The organism is Aeromonas piscicola (assembly GCF_000820005.1).
Classification (GTDB): domain Bacteria; phylum Pseudomonadota; class Gammaproteobacteria; order Enterobacterales; family Aeromonadaceae; genus Aeromonas; species Aeromonas piscicola.
In genome coordinates, this window is record NZ_CDBL01000007.1 from 137,677 (window position 1) to 154,821 (window position 17,145).

At 50.7% G+C, this 17,145-nt stretch carries 17 protein-coding genes; 9 read left to right on the top strand and 8 right to left on the bottom strand.

Annotation, left to right across the window (positions count from 1 at the left end; genetic code table 11):
- Positions 1–37: 37 nt before the first annotated feature.
- The 7 genes from BN1128_RS25135 to BN1128_RS24280 all read left to right on the top strand — a co-directional run bounded on the left by BN1128_RS25135 (position 38) and on the right by BN1128_RS24280 (position 6,582).
- On the top strand, positions 38–997 hold the full coding sequence (locus BN1128_RS25135; RefSeq protein ID WP_156140062.1) for a hypothetical protein: 960 nt from the start codon (positions 38–40) through the stop codon (positions 995–997).
- Positions 988–1,425 (top strand): hypothetical protein, encoded by a 438-nt coding sequence (locus BN1128_RS25140; RefSeq protein ID WP_156140063.1) that lies wholly within the window; start codon positions 988–990, stop codon positions 1,423–1,425. Before BN1128_RS25135 ends, BN1128_RS25140 begins: the two co-directional genes overlap by 10 nt.
- Positions 1,426–1,537: 112 nt before the next feature.
- Positions 1,538–2,068, top strand: a complete 531-nt coding sequence (locus BN1128_RS24270; protein ID WP_082030317.1) for an adenylyl-sulfate kinase — start codon at positions 1,538–1,540, stop codon at positions 2,066–2,068.
- Positions 2,055–2,843, top strand: coding sequence for a class I SAM-dependent methyltransferase (locus BN1128_RS01550; protein ID WP_042865834.1), 789 nt, complete (start codon positions 2,055–2,057; stop codon positions 2,841–2,843). The genes BN1128_RS24270 and BN1128_RS01550 overlap by 14 nt, the downstream gene beginning before the upstream one ends.
- Before the next feature lie 95 nt (positions 2,844–2,938).
- Positions 2,939–5,263: a PEP-utilizing enzyme gene (locus tag BN1128_RS01555; protein ID WP_042865835.1), complete on the top strand. Its 2,325-nt coding sequence runs from the start codon at positions 2,939–2,941 to the stop codon at positions 5,261–5,263.
- A gap of 7 nt (positions 5,264–5,270) precedes the next feature.
- Positions 5,271–5,864 carry a gamma-glutamyl-gamma-aminobutyrate hydrolase family protein gene (locus BN1128_RS24275; protein WP_082030318.1) on the top strand — a complete coding sequence of 198 codons (594 nt, stop codon included), beginning with the start codon at positions 5,271–5,273 and terminating at the stop codon, positions 5,862–5,864.
- Between the two features lies 1 nt (position 5,865).
- A complete protein-coding gene (locus BN1128_RS24280; RefSeq protein ID WP_082030319.1) occupies positions 5,866–6,582 on the top strand; it encodes a phosphocholine cytidylyltransferase family protein in 717 nt (238 codons plus the stop codon).
- A gap of 31 nt (positions 6,583–6,613) precedes the next feature.
- On the opposite strand, the gene pseC is transcribed toward BN1128_RS24280, so the two are convergent.
- From pseC to BN1128_RS01590, 7 genes are all read right to left on the bottom strand, one after another.
- A complete protein-coding gene (gene pseC, locus BN1128_RS01560) occupies positions 6,614–7,741 on the bottom strand; it encodes a UDP-4-amino-4,6-dideoxy-N-acetyl-beta-L-altrosamine transaminase (RefSeq protein WP_042865836.1) in 1,128 nt (375 codons plus the stop codon).
- On the bottom strand, positions 7,738–8,742 hold the full coding sequence (pseB, locus tag BN1128_RS01565; protein WP_042865837.1) for a UDP-N-acetylglucosamine 4,6-dehydratase (inverting): 1,005 nt from the start codon (positions 8,740–8,742) through the stop codon (positions 7,738–7,740). Before pseB ends, pseC begins: the two co-directional genes overlap by 4 nt.
- Before the next feature lie 122 nt (positions 8,743–8,864).
- Positions 8,865–9,713, bottom strand: a complete 849-nt coding sequence (locus BN1128_RS01570) for a cobalamin-binding protein (RefSeq protein ID WP_042865838.1) — start codon at positions 9,711–9,713, stop codon at positions 8,865–8,867.
- Positions 9,706–10,656, bottom strand: coding sequence for a cobalamin biosynthesis protein CobD/CbiB (locus BN1128_RS01575; RefSeq protein WP_042865839.1), 951 nt, complete (start codon positions 10,654–10,656; stop codon positions 9,706–9,708). Before BN1128_RS01575 ends, BN1128_RS01570 begins: the two co-directional genes overlap by 8 nt.
- Positions 10,653–11,345, bottom strand: coding sequence for a 5'-methylthioadenosine/S-adenosylhomocysteine nucleosidase (gene mtnN, locus BN1128_RS01580; protein ID WP_042865840.1), 693 nt, complete (start codon positions 11,343–11,345; stop codon positions 10,653–10,655). The genes BN1128_RS01575 and mtnN overlap by 4 nt, the downstream gene beginning before the upstream one ends.
- Positions 11,346–11,485: 140 nt before the next feature.
- Positions 11,486–12,244 carry a substrate-binding periplasmic protein gene (locus BN1128_RS01585; RefSeq protein WP_042865841.1) on the bottom strand — a complete coding sequence of 253 codons (759 nt, stop codon included), beginning with the start codon at positions 12,242–12,244 and terminating at the stop codon, positions 11,486–11,488.
- Between the two features lie 97 nt (positions 12,245–12,341).
- A complete protein-coding gene (locus tag BN1128_RS01590) occupies positions 12,342–13,274 on the bottom strand; it encodes a ZIP family metal transporter (protein WP_042865842.1) in 933 nt (310 codons plus the stop codon).
- A gap of 367 nt (positions 13,275–13,641) precedes the next feature.
- Here BN1128_RS01590 and BN1128_RS01595 point away from each other — a divergent pair, with 367 nt between their 5' ends.
- Positions 13,642–15,273 (top strand): methyl-accepting chemotaxis protein, encoded by a 1,632-nt coding sequence (locus tag BN1128_RS01595; protein ID WP_042865843.1) that lies wholly within the window; start codon positions 13,642–13,644, stop codon positions 15,271–15,273.
- 377 nt (positions 15,274–15,650) lie between these two features.
- On the opposite strand, the gene suhB is transcribed toward BN1128_RS01595, so the two are convergent.
- Positions 15,651–16,454: an inositol-1-monophosphatase gene (gene suhB, locus BN1128_RS01600; protein WP_005310327.1), complete on the bottom strand. Its 804-nt coding sequence runs from the start codon at positions 16,452–16,454 to the stop codon at positions 15,651–15,653.
- 199 nt (positions 16,455–16,653) lie between these two features.
- Between suhB and BN1128_RS01605 the strand changes: the two genes are divergently transcribed.
- Positions 16,654–17,109: a hypothetical protein gene (locus BN1128_RS01605; protein ID WP_042865844.1), complete on the top strand. Its 456-nt coding sequence runs from the start codon at positions 16,654–16,656 to the stop codon at positions 17,107–17,109.
- Positions 17,110–17,145: the final 36 nt, after the last annotated feature.

Below are 17,145 nucleotides of genomic sequence, written 5' to 3' on the forward strand. Positions count from 1 at the left end.
TAAATAACGATGTTAAAAAATCCTTGATGAGTATTGTATGATATTCGACACGACTATCTTAAGTGGATATAGAGTCGGTACTGACTCTATATGTAAATTTATAAGTAAACATCCTAATTTATATTGTCCTGGTTATTATGGAACATCATTTTGTGTCGATAAGTATAATGATAAAAAATATATAGATTATCTTAAGTGTACACATAATGTATTTATCTGGCATGATCATAATGTCAGCCCATTATTCAATGGTAAGAGGCCTATAAGATACGATAGGCTTTTGCATCCAGTAAGACATCCATATGATCAAGCTAAAGCATGTTACAACGCATCACTACAACAATCTATTATCAAAGATGTGAGCCATCCTTGTATTGAGTCCTATATGTCTAATGCAGGTACTTTTGATTTTAATCATTCATTAAAATATTCTAGGTACTATGATTCATTTAATGACATTAAGATTGTTGAATTCTCTAGATTATCAAATAAATTTTTTATGGAAACAATGAATGATGTTTTGTCTTGGATCGGTGTAGAGCAAATACAAACAAAACTAGAGTTTAATCATGATTATAGGGATGTAGACTTTTTTATCGAAAATATTCCACTAGTTATAAAGGAAGGAGTGGATGGAATCTCCCTGTATTTGGTATGGAAAAATAAGACTATACCGCAAGGTGCATATCTTTTAGGAGAGGTTGTCGGCTGTAAATTTGGTGATCTATATGTTTATATTACAGTTGAAGAAATGTATTCCAAAAGAGGAGCTATAAATATAATAGGAATTGAAAAAATCAAAGGTATAATTGAGAGTAAGGTTGATGAATGGTCAGTATTAGTTTTGCTAAAGTTTGACTTTTATAACGAAAATAAGCTTCGTTATTTACCCGATTCGATAATTCAAAATTTAAATCTCATTTGTCGGCATGATTATCAGAATGTTATTAAAAAATATCCTGAAATAGAAACTATATGGGGTGATGAATGGAGGTAATCGTAAATAAATATTTCTTGGCTGCTTTTAATAGACATTATAACCAAGAGCATAATGATGAAATATATTCTACCGTAATGAAGATTTTTAACGAAATTCTTAATAAACTGCATTCATCAAATGGTGCTCCTGTTTATATGTTCGGTATTGGGCGAGGAGGGTATTCACTAATAACATCTGGGATATTTAACGGTTTGTTATCCGGCATCATTGACAATGACACTAGGAAGTGGGGGAAGGAAATAAATGGTATTTCAATTTTACCTCCAGATATTCTGGTAGAACATCCTGACGCATTAGTTTTTGTTATTAGTGAATGGTCTCATGAAATAGAGTTACAGCTATCTAAAATTGGAGTATCGAATACTATCAATATAATGGGTCTATATTCCGCTTACAAAAAGGCATTGGAGAATATGCCCATATAGGTTACGTTCTATCATATCCATTATATATCCTGAATATATGGTTGAGTACAGAACGATAATTTTTACATTCTAGAGATATTAGATAAGTATTTAATGTTGGGTGACTAATAGCATGGTGATATGGATTACTGGATTATCGGGTGCTGGAAAAACAACGGTGGGAAAGCATCTAGTAAAGAAGTTGAGAACAGAAGGGAAATGTGTTGTCCACTTGGATGGTGATGAACTCAGGCGTGCTCTTTTTTCCGATATTACTGGCGATCCCCACTCACCAATTAATAGATTGAGAATCGCTTATAAGTACTCTGCTCTTTGTGACATGTTGTCTAAGCAAGGTGTAACAGTTGTAATATCTACAATATCACTATTTCACGAAATACATAAATGGAATAGGGATAATATACTAGGATACTATGAAGTATATTTAGATGTTCCTTTGAATGTTCTTTCATCTAGGAATCAAAAAGGACTCTACAAAGACTATGCTGCTGGTCATATAGATAATATATGTGGACTTGATATCCAAAGTGAATTTCCAATGCATCCAGATTTAAAAATTGAATACTCAGAAGCAATTAGTGCAGAAGAAAATGCTGAGCATATATACAATAAAGTAAAGGTGGTTATGAATGAATGTAAATAAAGGTGACTTTACTGGTCTGGCTGAAAGATATTCAAAAAATCGCCCGGATTATAGTGTTTCTGTATTAAAGGCCCTGCTGTCTCTTGTTGATAAGCCTGTGCATGAGATCGATTTCGTTGATGTTGGTGCTGGCACAGGGATTTGGACTAGAATGGTCAGGGAGGCTGGCGTTAAGACTATTATTGCTATTGAGCCTAATGACGACATGAGAAGGTTTGGTATTTCTGATACACCTAATAATACTAAATTTCCCGATGTGATATGGAAGCCTGGCTCCGGTGAAAATACGGGGCTATTATCTGAAAGTTGTGACTTGATCTCTATGGCATCATCATTTCATTGGGCTGATTTTGATAAAGCGACAAAAGAGTTTCATCGGGTTTTAAAAGACAACGGCCGATTCATTGCATTATGGAATCCTCGCCTGATAGAAACCAACCCACTTTTAGTTGAAATAGAGAACTATTTAACTTTCTTAAAAAAGGATATAAACAGAGTATCATCTGGACGATCAGGTATCACTGATACTTTAATGGACAAATTAAACGACAGTCCATACTTTGATGATGTGATATACATAGAAGGACGTCACTCTGTGTACATGACACCAGAGCGTTATTTGGGGGCATGGCATTCAGTTAATGATCTTCAGGCTCAACTTGGTAGCAAGTTATTTGACGAATTTATTAAGTTTGTTGAGTCTAAGATTAAAGGCCTTGATTTTATTGAAGCTGATTACTTAACAAGAGCTTGGTCTGCTAGAAAAGTTGCCTAAACTTTTCTCATTAATGAGAGTTTACATAACTTAATTAAAATAAAAACAGTGGCCACTGTTAAGCTACCGTGGCCATATATTAAATATGGTGACTAATGATGCTTGAATTTGGTACTAAAGCGGAAACATTGGCTGCCTTAAATGGGGTCAGGCTAAGTGCAAACATTCCATTTTCTATATATTTCCCCTATAGAGAGTGGATTGATAATAACCATGCTATAATAAGCTCAGTACACGATAACATTCCTGGTCGATTAATTGTAAGATCTAGTTGTTTGGCAGAAGATAGCCATTTACATTCGAATGCAGGGGCATTTCTCTCTGTTGCGAATGTCGAAATTGATTTTTTGGAATCAGCTATCTCTCAAGTATTTTCATCGTATGGTGATCATCCTGACGATAATGAGCAGGTGTTAATACAGCCAATGTTGGAGCATGTAGTCTTATCTGGAGTCGCGTTTAGTCACGATCCAAGTACTTGCTCTCCTTATAGAGTGATTAACTGGCATGAAGGCGATAACACTGCTTTTATCACATCTGGATGTGGTGGGAAAATATGGATATCATCTAGCATTATCTCTGCGGATAAAATTGAAAACCCTTATATATCACAAGTTATAAAATTAATTGATGAGCTCTTGGTCTATTTTGGCGGTGTACCTGTCGACTGTGAGTTTGCTTTTACTAAGTCGAATGATGGTTTGACTATGTGGCTGTTACAAGCAAGGCCACTTATACTGAGATGTCGGACTGACTCTGATATCGAACACCATAAAAAATTAAAACAGATTTCTGATAAAATTGAATTAGGCATGAGAGAGCACCCATTCTTGATGGGAAAGAGAACGGTTTACGGTGTGATGCCAGATTGGAATCCTGCCGAAATAATTGGGTTAAGGCCAAAACCACTCGCTTTATCACTGTATCGTGAACTTATCACAGATAGCACATGGGCATACCAGCGCAACAATTATGGCTATCGTAATCTCAGAAGTTTTCCTTTAATGCTTCATTTTTATGGCATGCCATATATTGATGTTCGGCTGTCATTCAACTCATTTATCCCCGCTAACTTGCCAGATAATGTTGCTGGAAAATTGGTAGATGCTTATATAAATCGCTTGCTTGAGAAACCTTATTTACATGATAAGGTAGAATTCGAGATAGTCTATTCCTGTTATACGCTCGATCTTCATGAGCGACTGCAATCATTGAAAAATGAAGGTTTCTCTGAACGTGAGATAACGACTATTACTGAGCATCTTAAGGAGCTGACTAACAAGATCATCGATCCAGAGTTGGGGCTCTGGAAAGAGGATGCTAGCAAACTTGATATTCTTAAAGAGAGAAGGGAAAGGCTTCTGCAATCCGGTATCGGGACATTAGATACAATATACTGGTTAATCGAAGATACCAAACGCTATGGCACGTTACCTTTTGCTGGTTTGGCTCGTGCCGGGTTTATTGCGGTACAGTTTCTAAAATCTCTAGTTAGTGTTGGCGTGTTTACCCAACATGATTATGACGCATTCATAAATAGCTTGACCACCGTGAGTGGTCAGCTATCCCATGATAGAGGTATTTTAAGCAAAGAACTATTTTTAAATAAATATGGGCATTTGCGCCCGGGTACATATGATATAGAATCCCCGCGTTATGATGAGGCTCCTGACTTTTATTTTGATTGGAACTCTTCACCATCGAATTCAATATCGATGAATACTTCCTTTTCGTTGACTATTAATCAGATGAAGGCGATCTCTGCGTTGCTTAAAGAGCATGGATTGAAACCAGATGTAGTGGGCTTGTTCGATTTCTTGGAATCAGGTATTGAGTTAAGAGAATGGTCTAAATTTGAATTCACGAGAAATTTATCAGATATTATCACATTAGTCGGCTCCTATGGTGAGTCTTTAGGTTTTAGTAAGGATGACATGTCATACTGTGATATCTCTGTTTTCAAAGAGTTGCAAGTCGGAGCCATAGACCCTGTAGATGTTATCCGACGCTCTATTGATGTAGGAATGAGCAGGTATAAAGATAGTTTGAAAATAATCCTTCCCCCAGTGATTACATCTCCTGATGATGTTTGGGGTTTTGAACTGTCCGAAGCAGATCCTAATTTTATTACTCAAGGTATTACGACAGGGCATGTGGTAACTGATGCCAATAAAGATAATTTCTCTGGAGCGATTATATTTATTCAAAGTGCAGACCCTGGGTATGACTGGATATTTTCATATCCGATAGCAGGCTTGGTGACAGCTTGGGGGGGCGTGAACTCTCATATGGCCATTCGTGCTGGGGAATTGGACATTCCGGCAGTGATTGGTGCAGGTGAGGTTCTGTTTAAAAAGTGGTCATCAGTCAGCAGGATAACAATCAATTGTGCTGCTAAAAAAGTCGATATATTGAGTTGAACTAGACATGTTCAAAATAATAATTACTCAGCGCGTGGATTTTCTGAAGGAACGGAATGAGACTCGTGACGCCTTGGATCAGGATCTCTGTCGATGGGTGATGGCTGCGGGTGGGTTACCTTTCCCTGTGTCTAATGTGCTGGATGAGGTATCGCTTCTTCAATATCTTCATCAAATAAATCCTGATGCAGTTATTCTCTCTGGTGGGAATAATGTCGGTGATTTTCAGTGTAGGGATAATACGGAGACCCTGATATTAGATTGGGCTAATTTACATAAGATCCCTACCTTGGGGATTTGCCGTGGCATGCAGATGCTTGTTACCTGGTCTGGCGGGACATTGAATGAGGTGTCTGAGCATGTGGGGAAAAGGCATGATATATATGGTGATATTTCTGCTAATGTTAACAGCTTTCATCGCTATGGAGCCTCATCTGTTCCTGAAGAGTTCACTGTTATAGCAAGATCAGTAGAAGGCACTATTGAGGCGATTTCACATCGAGATTGGCCATGCGAAGGGTGGATGTGGCATCCGGAACGCGATTTGCCTTTCAGTCTAATATGGCTTGACCGGTTTTATAAATTAGTGACGAGAGGATAACATGACAAGAGCAATTATTTTAGCTGCCGGTCGAGGTAGCCGAATGAAAGAGATGACAGCTGCAAGACCCAAATGCCTTACCATGTTACATGGTAAACCTCTTCTAGAATATCAACTTGCAGCCTTAAAAGGGGCTGGTATTACAGATATCGCAGTTGTAACAGGTTATATGAAAGAGGCTCTCGCATCCTATGAATTAGTAGAATTCCATAATCCAAGATGGACTGAAACAAACATGGTTGCATCACTATGTTGCGCGCGCGAGTGGCTGATGAACAAAGAGTGTATTGTTTCATACTCTGATATATTTTATACCTCCGAAGCTGTAACTGCTTTGCTTAGTAATAATGATGACGTTGCAATTACTTTTGATCCAAACTGGTTGAGTTTATGGCGTCAACGTTTTTCTGATCCCTTATCTGATGCGGAAAGCTTTAAGCTTGATGATGAGCATTATCTTACCGAAATTGGTAATAAGACCACTGATGCTACTTTGATACAGGGTCAATATATGGGGCTCTTAAAGTTTTCACCCGTAGGTTGGGAACAGGTAGAGAAGTATCGTGCAAAGTTACCTATTTCGATGCAAGATAATATGCACATGACCGGAACCTTAAATGCCATGATTCAACAAAATCATATAAAAATTCGTGCTTTTCCTTATGAAGGACAGTGGGGGGAAATTGATTCACCAGAAGATCTAGCTTGTTACGAATAATCATGAGTTACCAGTAGGTAACTCATGATTATCAGAGATATTGTGTCTGATGGATAACCTCCATTAATGCTCCTTCTTGTTCCAATAAGGTAGGGTACAGTGGTAAAGTAATCAGTTGCTCGTAAAAGTATACCGCTTTCCTACAATTACCTGTGTGATAAGGATGACTCCCTATGGGGATATAGTGCACATTTACGCCTATGTCCTGTGCTCTGAGCTGTTCGAACTGCGTTTTACGATATTTAGCTGGAACTTTGATAACAAACAGGTGCCAAGCTGAGAGTCGGTTATTGCGGTCTGATAGGACTTCCAAGTCAAGATGTGGTAATTCAGTATGATAACGTGCGGCAATCTCCCTTCGTTTAGCCAAGAACTCCTCTAACCGAGACATTTGGCTCAACCCCAATGCTGCCTGGATATCTGTCATGCGGTAGTTGAAACCTAGCATTTGCTGCTCGTAGTACCAGGGACCGTCCGGTTCGTTGATGAAGTCTTCCGGTTCACGGGTGATGCCATGGCTGCGCAGCATGCGCATGGTTTTGGCTAGCGCGGGATCATTGGTCATGGCCATGCCGCCTTCGCCGGTGGTGATGATTTTCACCGGATGGAAGCTGAAGACTGTGATGTTGCTGTAGCGGCCATTGCCGGTCGGTTCGCCGTGATAGCGGGCGCCGAGGGCGTGGCAGGCATCTTCTATGATGCGAAAACCGTACTCCTGGCCCAGACGGTGGATCTCTTTCATATCGCAGGGCAAGCCTGCGAAGTGTACCGGAATGACCACCTTGGGCAGGCGTCCTTGCGCCTTGGCGACAGTCAGTTTGTGCTCCAGCTCCAGTGCGCACATGTTGCCGGTATCCGGTTCTATGTCGACGAAGTCGACCTGAGCACCGCAATAGAGTGCACAATTGGCCGAAGCGACGAAGCTAATGGGGGAGGTCCAGACCCAGTCCCCTGGGCCGACACCAAGAGCCAGACAAGCGATGTGCAGAGCGGCCGTACCCGAGTTCACTGCGACGCCAAAGCATGCGCCACAGTAATCGGCTACTGCTTGCTCGAAGCGGGGGACGACCGGGCCCTGAGTCAGAAAATCGGACCTAAGCACCTCGACTACGGCTTCGATATCCGCCTCGCTGATCGATTGTCTGCCGTACGGGATCATTCCATTACCACCTTGTCATTCAACTCTTTTAGCTGGGCTACCGTCAGGAAGTCGCTGTTGTTGCGGGAGTTATATTCGAAACCCTGTTCGACCATGAGACCCTTCTCGCCCACAGCTGTGACTGAGAAGTCATTGTTGCGATTATTGAAATTGATGGTTGGGCCGATGATAAAGAAGTCGTCGAACTCGAAGGTGTGATAGGAGTCGTCGGAAGGGCACATCACTTCATGCAACTTCTCACCGGGGCGAATACCGATAATTTCCTGTGCCAGCTGGGGCGCCATGGCGGTAGCCAGGTCGGTGATCCGTACCGAAGGCAGCTTGGGCACGAAGATCTCGCCCCCTTTCATGCGCGGGAAGTTGTTCATCACAAAATCCACCCCCTGCTGCAGGGTGATCCAGAAGCGGGTCATCTCGGCATGGGTGATGGGAAGCGTGCCGGCGCCCTGGTCGATCCGTTTCTGGAAGAAGGGAACGACTGATCCACGTGAACCCACCACATTGCCGTAGCGCACGACCGCGAAGCGTGTTGGATCCTGACCTGCAATATTGTTGGCCGCCACAAACAGCTTGTCGGAAGCCAGTTTGGTGGCGCCATACAGGTTGATGGGGTTGGCGGCCTTGTCGGTGGAGAGAGCGATCACCTTCTTGACCTGATTGAGCAGGGCGGCCTGGATGACGTTCTCCGCCCCATGGATGTTGGTCTTGATGCACTCCATGGGGTTGTACTCGGCGGCAGGTACCTGCTTGAGAGCGGCTGCATGCACGACGTAATCAACGCCACGCATCGCCATGTTCAGCCGGTTGGCATCCCGCACATCCCCGATGAAATAACGCATGCAGGGTTCGTTGAACACCTGCTGCATCTCGAACTGTTTGAGTTCATCGCGGGAGTAGATGATGAGCCGTTTCGGCTTGTAGCGTTCCAGCACTGTCTTGACCAGCATCTTGCCAAACGAGCCAGTGCCGCCAGTGATGAGTAACGTTTTATCATTGAACATTGCGAACATCTCGTTATGAAAACAGTAGATGAATCATATGCTAGCAAATAAAGTACCAGCATTTTATGCAAAGAGTGTGATCGGCTAATAAAAAGAGCACCAACTATGCCGCCACACTGTGTTCAGTAAGGGCTGGGTTTGTCAAAAGGTAATACTAATGTTTCGTGGCTTGTGGCGATGGCGTCACACACCTGCTGCACGGCATTGAGTGCCCTCGGGGTGAAGCGGTGCAGCTCGTCCGAGTTGATGAGTTGCAGGCGTTGGTGCTTGACCGCATCGATCATGGGCCAGTGCAGCCAGTGACGCAGGGCGCCGGGATCTTGACTCCCCGCCAGGATCAGCGCCGGATTGGCCTTGATCACCTGCTCCAGGCTGACCTGGGGGTAGGGAGTGCGGGCTTTCGCCATCACATTCTCTCCGCCGCACAGTTCGATGGCCTGAGCCGGCCAGGCTGAACCGCTGACGCTGGTCAGGGGGGGATCCCAGAGCTGATAAAACACCTTGATATGCTTGGGCTGGCCGTAGCGTTGCTTGAGTGCGGCCAATCTGGCGAGATAGGCATCAGCCTGGGCATTGGCCGCTTGCTCCAGTTCCAGCCGTTTTCCCAGCGCGCGTATTTCCGTGGCCAGGGAGGCGAAATCCGTGGGCTCGGAGTAGAACACCGGAATACCCAGCTGCTCTAGGGGAGCCAGCATGCGGGATTGGGCCGAGCGCCAGGCCACCACCAGATCCGGTTTCTGGGCCAGCAGGGCTTCCAGGTTGATGCTGCGGTAGTTGGCCACGTGCGGCCGTGCTGTCACCTCGGGTGGAAAGTCGGAGGCATCATCGGTGGCGACGATGCGATCGCCGGCACCGATGGCAAACAGCAGTTCGGTCAGATGGGGGGTGAGGCTGACGATGCGCATCGGCGCAGCCGCCAGCAGTATCTGTGGCCAGCAGAGCAGGCAGATCAGGGCGACATACCTAGCCATGCAGTTGCTCCAGCGCGGTGAAGAGGACGGCCAGTGCCAGCCAGCCCCAGCCAATTTGTTGCAACCGGTTGAGCAAGCGCAGTGCACTGCTGGCATCAGGGTCGCTCACCGCATCGAACACCGGGAAGCGAAACAGGGTGTCCTGGTAATAGCGTGGGCCGCCCAGCCGGATCCCCAGCGAGTGGGAAAGCAGCGTCAGCAAGGCGCCCATGGCAGGGTAGGGCCACCGTATGGCCGTGCGCAGGCGAGCCCCCAGTTGGCGCAACTGGGTCAGGCACAGGGGCAGCGCCAGCAGCAGGATGGCGGGGGTACAGAGCCCCTGGTAAAGCACGGCAGCAGCGCGGCCGAAGTGACTGAATGCCGCTTGCTTGGGGCTCCAGCCCTGATTCATCAATTGGGTGAGTCGCCACAGCAGGGCCCCCTGAACACCCGCCAGTGCAAACCCGAGCAGGGGACCAGCCCACTGTCCTGTCAATCGCAGCGCGCAGGTTTCGCTGACCGCCTTGGCTACCCCCATCACGGAGAGTTTGCCGGTATCGCGCCTGAGCCAGGGGGCGGCCTGCAGACGGGCAACCACCAGCGTCTCCTGACTTGCCAGCGAACGGGTGGCCTTGGCCAGCTCTCGCAGCGGGCGCGACTCTATCATCAGCAGCAGAAACAGCAGATCAAACAACGGTTCCGAGAGAGAGAGGTTGCGCACTGCCCAGAGTCCGGCGGCGCACGGCAGCCAGACGACCAGCAGTGCCAGCAGACCGGCCTGGAATTGCTGCCTGGGCGTGCCATCGGGTCTGTGTACCTTGTGACCGAGGCGGGTCAGCAGGGGCACCAGGGCGGAGAGCCTGAATTGGGCGGGCCAGGGCAGTATGGCTTCCAGCAGCGCGGCCCCGAGCAAAATGGCCGCCGGAGTGGCGGCCATGTGTTCCAGCGTGGCGAGGTCGATCACAGCTTGCCGAGCATCTTGATGATCATCTCGGCCGAATGCTGGCCCGCCACCTCGATGAAGGCGTCGAAGGATTCAACCTGTTCCTTGCCGGCGATGTCCGACATGGCGCGCACCACCAGGTAGGGGACCTTGAACATGTGGCACACCTGGCCGATGGCGGCCCCTTCCATCTCGACTGCCAGCATCTGCGGGAAATCGGCACGGGCCTTGGCGATGGCGTCCGGTTTGCACATGAACTGATCGCCGGTGCAGATGAGGCCAACTTTGGTCTGATGCTTGCCTTGCTCGGCGATACAATCCTGGGCCACCGCGATCAGCTTCTCGTCGCAGGGGAAGGCGGCGGGTTGTTGCGCCATCTGGCCCATCTCGTAGCCAAAAGCGGTTACATCTACGTCGTGGAAGCGCATTTCGCTGGCGATGACCACATCACCTATATGAAGATCCTGGGCGAAGCCGCCAGCGGAGCCGGTATTGATCACGTAATCCGGGGCAAACTTTTCCAGCAGCAGGCTGGTGGCGACGCTGGCGGCGACCTTACCGATGCCAGAGCGAGTCAGGATCACATCTTTGCCCGCCAGCGTTCCCTGATAGAACTCGCAACCGCCCAGTTGCAGGGTCGTTGGCTCGCTCATCTGGCTGCGCAGCAGGGCCACTTCCTGTTCCATGGCGCCGATAATACCTACTTTCATCACTCACCTCGTCTCGATGGCCGCATGGCCGAATAAGTTGTTGTGGATCATAACAAAAGTTGGCGATGGCGCCGAGCATTCCGAGATTGTCGCCAGGAGGAAGATAAAAGGGGAAAGAGGCGGAAGTGATGTGTCCCCGCTCAGCGGTATTGTTCCACCAGCCTGGTCAGCGCGCCGCTATCGGCCAGTTGCTGCAGCGTACTGGCAAACAGGGACAGCCGCGCGGGCGAGGTGTGTTGATGAAACAGTATGTAGAAAGGGGTCTCTTCCATGACGGTGGGGAGTATGCGCACCTGGCCGGTGAGCCTGTGCTGGCGAATATCGAATTCGAAGCCGGGTGAGCGGTAATAGATAAAGCGCCCCCGTTTCATCCGCAGCTTGTCGTAGTTGGCCGTGCTGTTAATCCCGCCGCTGTCGATGAAAAGTCCGCCGATGGCTTGCAGCCGTTCTATGGCTCCGCTGCCGTGGTTGATGAGGATGATGCCCTCCTTGCCGAGGGCCCTGACATCGTCCCAGTGACGAATATGGATGGGGTCGTCGCTGCGCACCGCCAGGTGGTAGCGCACCGTGAAGATGGGCGGTTGCAGATAGATGAAGTGGTTGCGGCGGGCCGGGTTGTCACCGACGCCGCAGATAAAATCGAGCTTGCCGTGCAGCACGCTCTTCTCCAGCCGTTTCAGCGGAAGGAAGACCTGATCGCCCTGGATGCGCAGGGCGGGCTCTCGCTGCTCCATGAGCCGAAACAGGTCGACGCAGATCCCGCCGACGCGTCCATCCGGGTTTTCAATGTATTTTGGAGCCGATTCTGGCTGCGCCGCCGTGTGATAGACCTCTATGGTACTGGCTGCCCATAGCGCAGGGGCAAACAGGAGAAGCAGTGAGGCCACCCAGGATCTCATCTCATGCAGGCCCTCGATGAAGGCTCGGGGAGATCCCGATGCCAGCTATGTCAGTATCGTCAACGAATGAGACATTAGGCTATTTATCAGCATCTTATCAACCCAATGCGGTGTCGAGCGTCATCATGAGGGCAAAGCCGGCCATTAGTCCCAGTGTGGCGTGGGTCTGGTGACCATTGCGGTGGGTCTGCGGGATCACCTCGTGTGAGACCACAAACAGCATGGCGCCTGCGGCCAGCCCCAGCCCTATAGGGTAGGCAATGGCCATGCCGCTGGAGAGGCCCACCCCGAGCAGGGCGCCGAGCGGTTCCAGCAGACCGCTGCCGATGGCGACCAGCACGGCGACCGAGGGTCGAAAGCCGGCGGCGCACATGGCCAGCGCCACCGCCAGCCCTTCAGGAATGTCCTGCAGAGCGATGGCTGTGGTCAACGGCAGCCCCACCGACATGTCCCCCTGGGAGAAACTGACGCCGATGGCCATGCCCTCTGGCAGGTTGTGCAGGGCGATGGCAAACACGAACAACCAGACCCGGGAGCAACTCTCATGGCCGGGGCCGCAGGGGCCCGTCTTGTCATGCTCATGGGGAGTGAACTGATCCAGCCCCAGCATCAGCAGCACCCCCAGCGTCATGCCGGCCACCACCACAGCGGCTGCAAGGAAGCCATCCCCGGTGATCCCTTCCGCTGCCTCGAGTCCCGGCAGCAGGAGGGAGAAGGCACTGGCGGCCAGCATCATGCCGGCGGCAAAACCCAGCATGCAGTCTTCCACCCGTTGCGGCACGGCGCGCAGGAAGAGGGCTGGCAGAGCACCGAGGGCGGTGGCGGCAAAGCCTGCCAGTCCACCGATGAGGCCATAACGGGCTCCCGGGCTGATGTCGCCAGCCGCCAGCATGATGAGACTCTGCAACAGCAGCAGCAACACGGCTGCCAGGGCGATGAGCAGGCCGATCGCAGTCAGCGGGCGAGCCTGCATCTGCTCGCGCAGCTGGATTGACCAGGAGGAAACCGGCAGCGCCGACGCATTATCCATAAACATGACCTCTCTACGGCAGATGAGGATGGCTTGTAACCATCCTGTGCATTACACCCAGCCTGACCTGCTTTGTCCATGCTCGCTCGTCGATTGTCCCCATCGGCTAACTATTTGAAATGATTTGGTCGCTATGAAAAATGCGTGATGAAAGTCTGGTTATGGGGGAAAACAACTTGCTTTCTCGCCGATAAATCCGGTGAAGGAGTGAGCGGTTTTATGGTAAAGTGCCGCCCTCGTGAAACCCGCCCTTCCCTTGGTCTTTCGCAACGCCCCACCTCCCGGCAGGAATGCCCGGGTATCAGCTCATACGGATGTGATCGCCACAGTGCACCTGCTTGTCAGCAGTTGAGGATCACCAGCCACCATGTTTTATAAAAATCTGTCTATCGGCAAAAAAATTGCCGTGGTTTTTGCGGTCATTGCCGCCGTCAATGTGATATTCGGTATTTTTCTTTCCAGCGAGTTGCGCGGCGTGCGCGACCGCGTGCTGAACTTTACCGACTCCACCCTGCCGAGCGTGCTCTCGGTAGAAAAATTGCTCTACGACGTTTCTTATGTGCGTCGTGCCCAGTTCGCCCTGTTGATGGTTGACGATGCCGCCGATCTGCAGGCCCGTCGTGGCCGCATCCAGGACAATGTCCAGAAGGTCGAACGTGCCTTTCGTGCCTACGAGGCAACGGTCGGCGCCGATCATGAGCGTCAGGTGTTCAACCGCGCCAAGCAGGACTGGCAGCAGTACCTGAACTCGGTCAATGCCGTTGATCAGATGCTGGTGCAAGGTCAGCCTGCCGAGGCCAAGGCATTGCTATTCCAGTCCAACGCCGCCTATGGCGCGCTGGAGCAGTCGGTCAACAACCTGGTGGAGGTGAACCTCGGCTTTGTGAAGGAGAACCGTGGCAGCCTGCTCGACAGCGTCAACATGGTGACTAGTTTTGCCATGGTGAGCATCGGCGGCTTGCTGCTGTTCATGATGGCCATGACCTGGTTCCTGACTCGCCAGATCTGCCTGCCACTGCAAGCCGTGGTAGCGCAGGCCAACGCCATCGCCGCCGGCGATCTGACCCATCAGCTGGATCGCCAGCACATAGGCCGCGATGAGCTTGGCATGCTGGCCAAGGCATCCCTCAAGATGCAGGACAACCTGCGTGGCCTGATCGAAGAGGTGGTTGCCGCAGTGACCCAGCTTGGCGCCGCCATCGAAGAGGTTAGCGCCGTTTCCGAACAGTCGGCGCAAGGGATCCAGAGCCAGCAGCAGGAGATCTCTCTGGTCGCTACCGCCATGACCCAGATGAAGGCGACCGTGGCCGACGTGGCCGGCAACACGGAGACCGCCTCCGAGTCCGCCAGCTCTGCCAATGCCCTGGCCCGTCGCGGCAATCAGGATGTGCAGAGCTCGCTGGTGGCCATTACCCGGGTCGCCGAGGAGATTGAACAGGCGGGGACCCTGGTCGCCGAGCTGGAGCGTGAATCAGCTCAGATCAACGTGGTGGTGGACGTGATCCGCGGCATCGCCGATCAGACTAACCTGCTGGCGCTTAACGCCGCCATCGAGGCTGCCCGTGCCGGTGAGCAGGGGCGTGGCTTCGCCGTGGTGGCCGATGAGGTACGCACTCTGGCGGGGCGTACCCAGGCATCCACCGGCGAGATAGTGGCCATCATAGAAACCCTGCAGGCGCGCGCCAACCAGGCGAAAGAGGTGACAGGTCAAAGCTGTGACATGATCCGCCAGTGCGTAGTGCAGAGCGAGCAGACCAGCAATGGCATCCAGCAGATCGAAGAGGCTGTCGCCCAGATTGCCGACATGGCCATTCAGATTGCCAGTGCCTGTGGCGAGCAGGATGCGGTCTCCGATGAGCTGGGTCGCAATGTGGAGCGGATCAATGAATCCTCCAACGAGGTTGCCATCGGCGCCGATCATACCGCTCGTGCCTGTCTGGAGCTGAGTCAGCTGGCCGCCGGTCTGAAGCAGACCATAGGTCGTTTCCGCCTGGCCTGATGAGAGGAGGGTAATGCCGACTTGGTCTAGGCTGAGCCGGCATTGCTTGCTAGATAAACAACAAAACCCGGCGCTTGCCGGGTTTTGTTGTTTTGCAGGGCGCCAGGGGAGGCGGATGCTCAGTGAATGAATCCTGATCTTCACGCTGGGTCTGCAACTGTTGTCGGATGGCAGCGGGCAAGGAATGATGTCGGCAGTGAGGTGTGGTGAAACCCGGTTGGCAGGAAAGGGGTATGAGGATTTGCTTTATGACGCTCATGCCTGCTGGGCGGCAAGGGATGCTCAGCAAGTTATGGAAGGGCCTGGCCTCGTTGCTGTAGCAATAAAAAAACCCGGCCTTGGCCGGGTTTTTTGTGCGTTCGCTGCGAGAGGCTGGCTTATTTGGCCAGGGACTCCGGCAGGTTTTCGCGGATCTTGCCGAGCATCTCTTTCAGGACGCGCGGGTTGGCAACCACTATGTTGCCGGAGTTTTCGTAGTTGTGACCACCCACGAAGTCGGTGACGATGGCACCGGACTCTTTGGCCAGCAGCTCACCGGCTGCGGTATCCCAGGGTTTGAGGCCGATTTCCCAGAAACCGTCGACGCGACCGGCGGCCACATAGGCCAGATCCAGTGCGGCAGAGCCGGAGCGACGGATGTCGGCACATTCGATGAACATGCTCTGGAACATTTTCAGGTACGGCTCTATGTGGTGCTTCTGCTTGAACGGGAAACCGGTGGCCAGTACTGTGCCAGCCAGCTCTTTGGCCTTGCCGACACGGATGCGGTAGCCGTTCAGCTGGGCGCCGTTACCACGGGTCGCGGTAAACAACTCGTCACGGATGGGATCGTAAACGACGGCCTGTTCGGTCTTGCCCTTGACGCGCAGGGCGATGGAAACGGCAAAGTGCGGAATGCCCTTGACGAGGTTGGTCGTGCCATCCAGTGGGTCAATGATCCATTGGTAGTCCGGATTGGTACCGGCAATCTCACCAGACTCTTCAGCTATGATGCTGTGTTCCGGGTAAGATTTTTTGATGGTATGAATGATGGCCGCTTCGGCGTCACGGTCAACGTTGGTCACGAAGTCATTGCTGCCTTTCTGGATGGCCTCGATGTTCTCGGGCTGGGAGAAGGCTTTTACTACTACTTGACCGGCGTTGCGCGCAGCGCGCACGGCGATATTCAGCATCGGATGCATAGGTTCACCACTGGATGTTAAAGAACGGGGATAAAAGGACGCGGTATAATACCAGTCTGTTCGATAATGGCAACCGTTATACGCCTTCTCCCTGACCTTGGCGACTGCCAGATCTGACGGCTCCAATATAGGCTTCTTTTGGTCTAGTCTTATGGCAGCAGCCGAATAACAGGCTGCATTGAGCATAGGGACGTGGATCATGAATTTGTCATTAGTCAGTCAAAAACCGTCGGCAGCGACCACTCAAGGGCTGCTGGCTGCCTTGAGAGCATCAACCGGATATGGCGACTACTTCAACGAGGTGAGTATTGCCCAGCCATCACAGTGGCAGCCGGGTAAAGAAGAGGCGGCCATACTACTGCTCGATGGCGATACCCCCTGGCCCGAGTTTGCCTGGCAGCGCAGCGGTGAGACGTTCGGTTTGCCGGTATTGCCGCTGCTGATGCGCGGCGGGGATGAGACCTTCACCATTCAGGGGCCGGATGTGCGGGATCCGCGTTTCTATTTTGTCTCCAATGGCATAGTGCTGGACGAATCCGAACTGGCCGATCCTGCCTGCAGCAGAGTGCTGTTGAGCAAGCTTGAGTCCTACTTCCCGCTATTGTCCCGCCTCATTTTGCTGCGTCAGCGCCAACCCATGGGGCTGTGCAGCTAGCGTTTCCCTTCCTGCTGTCGGGCTGTTCAAGCGGTG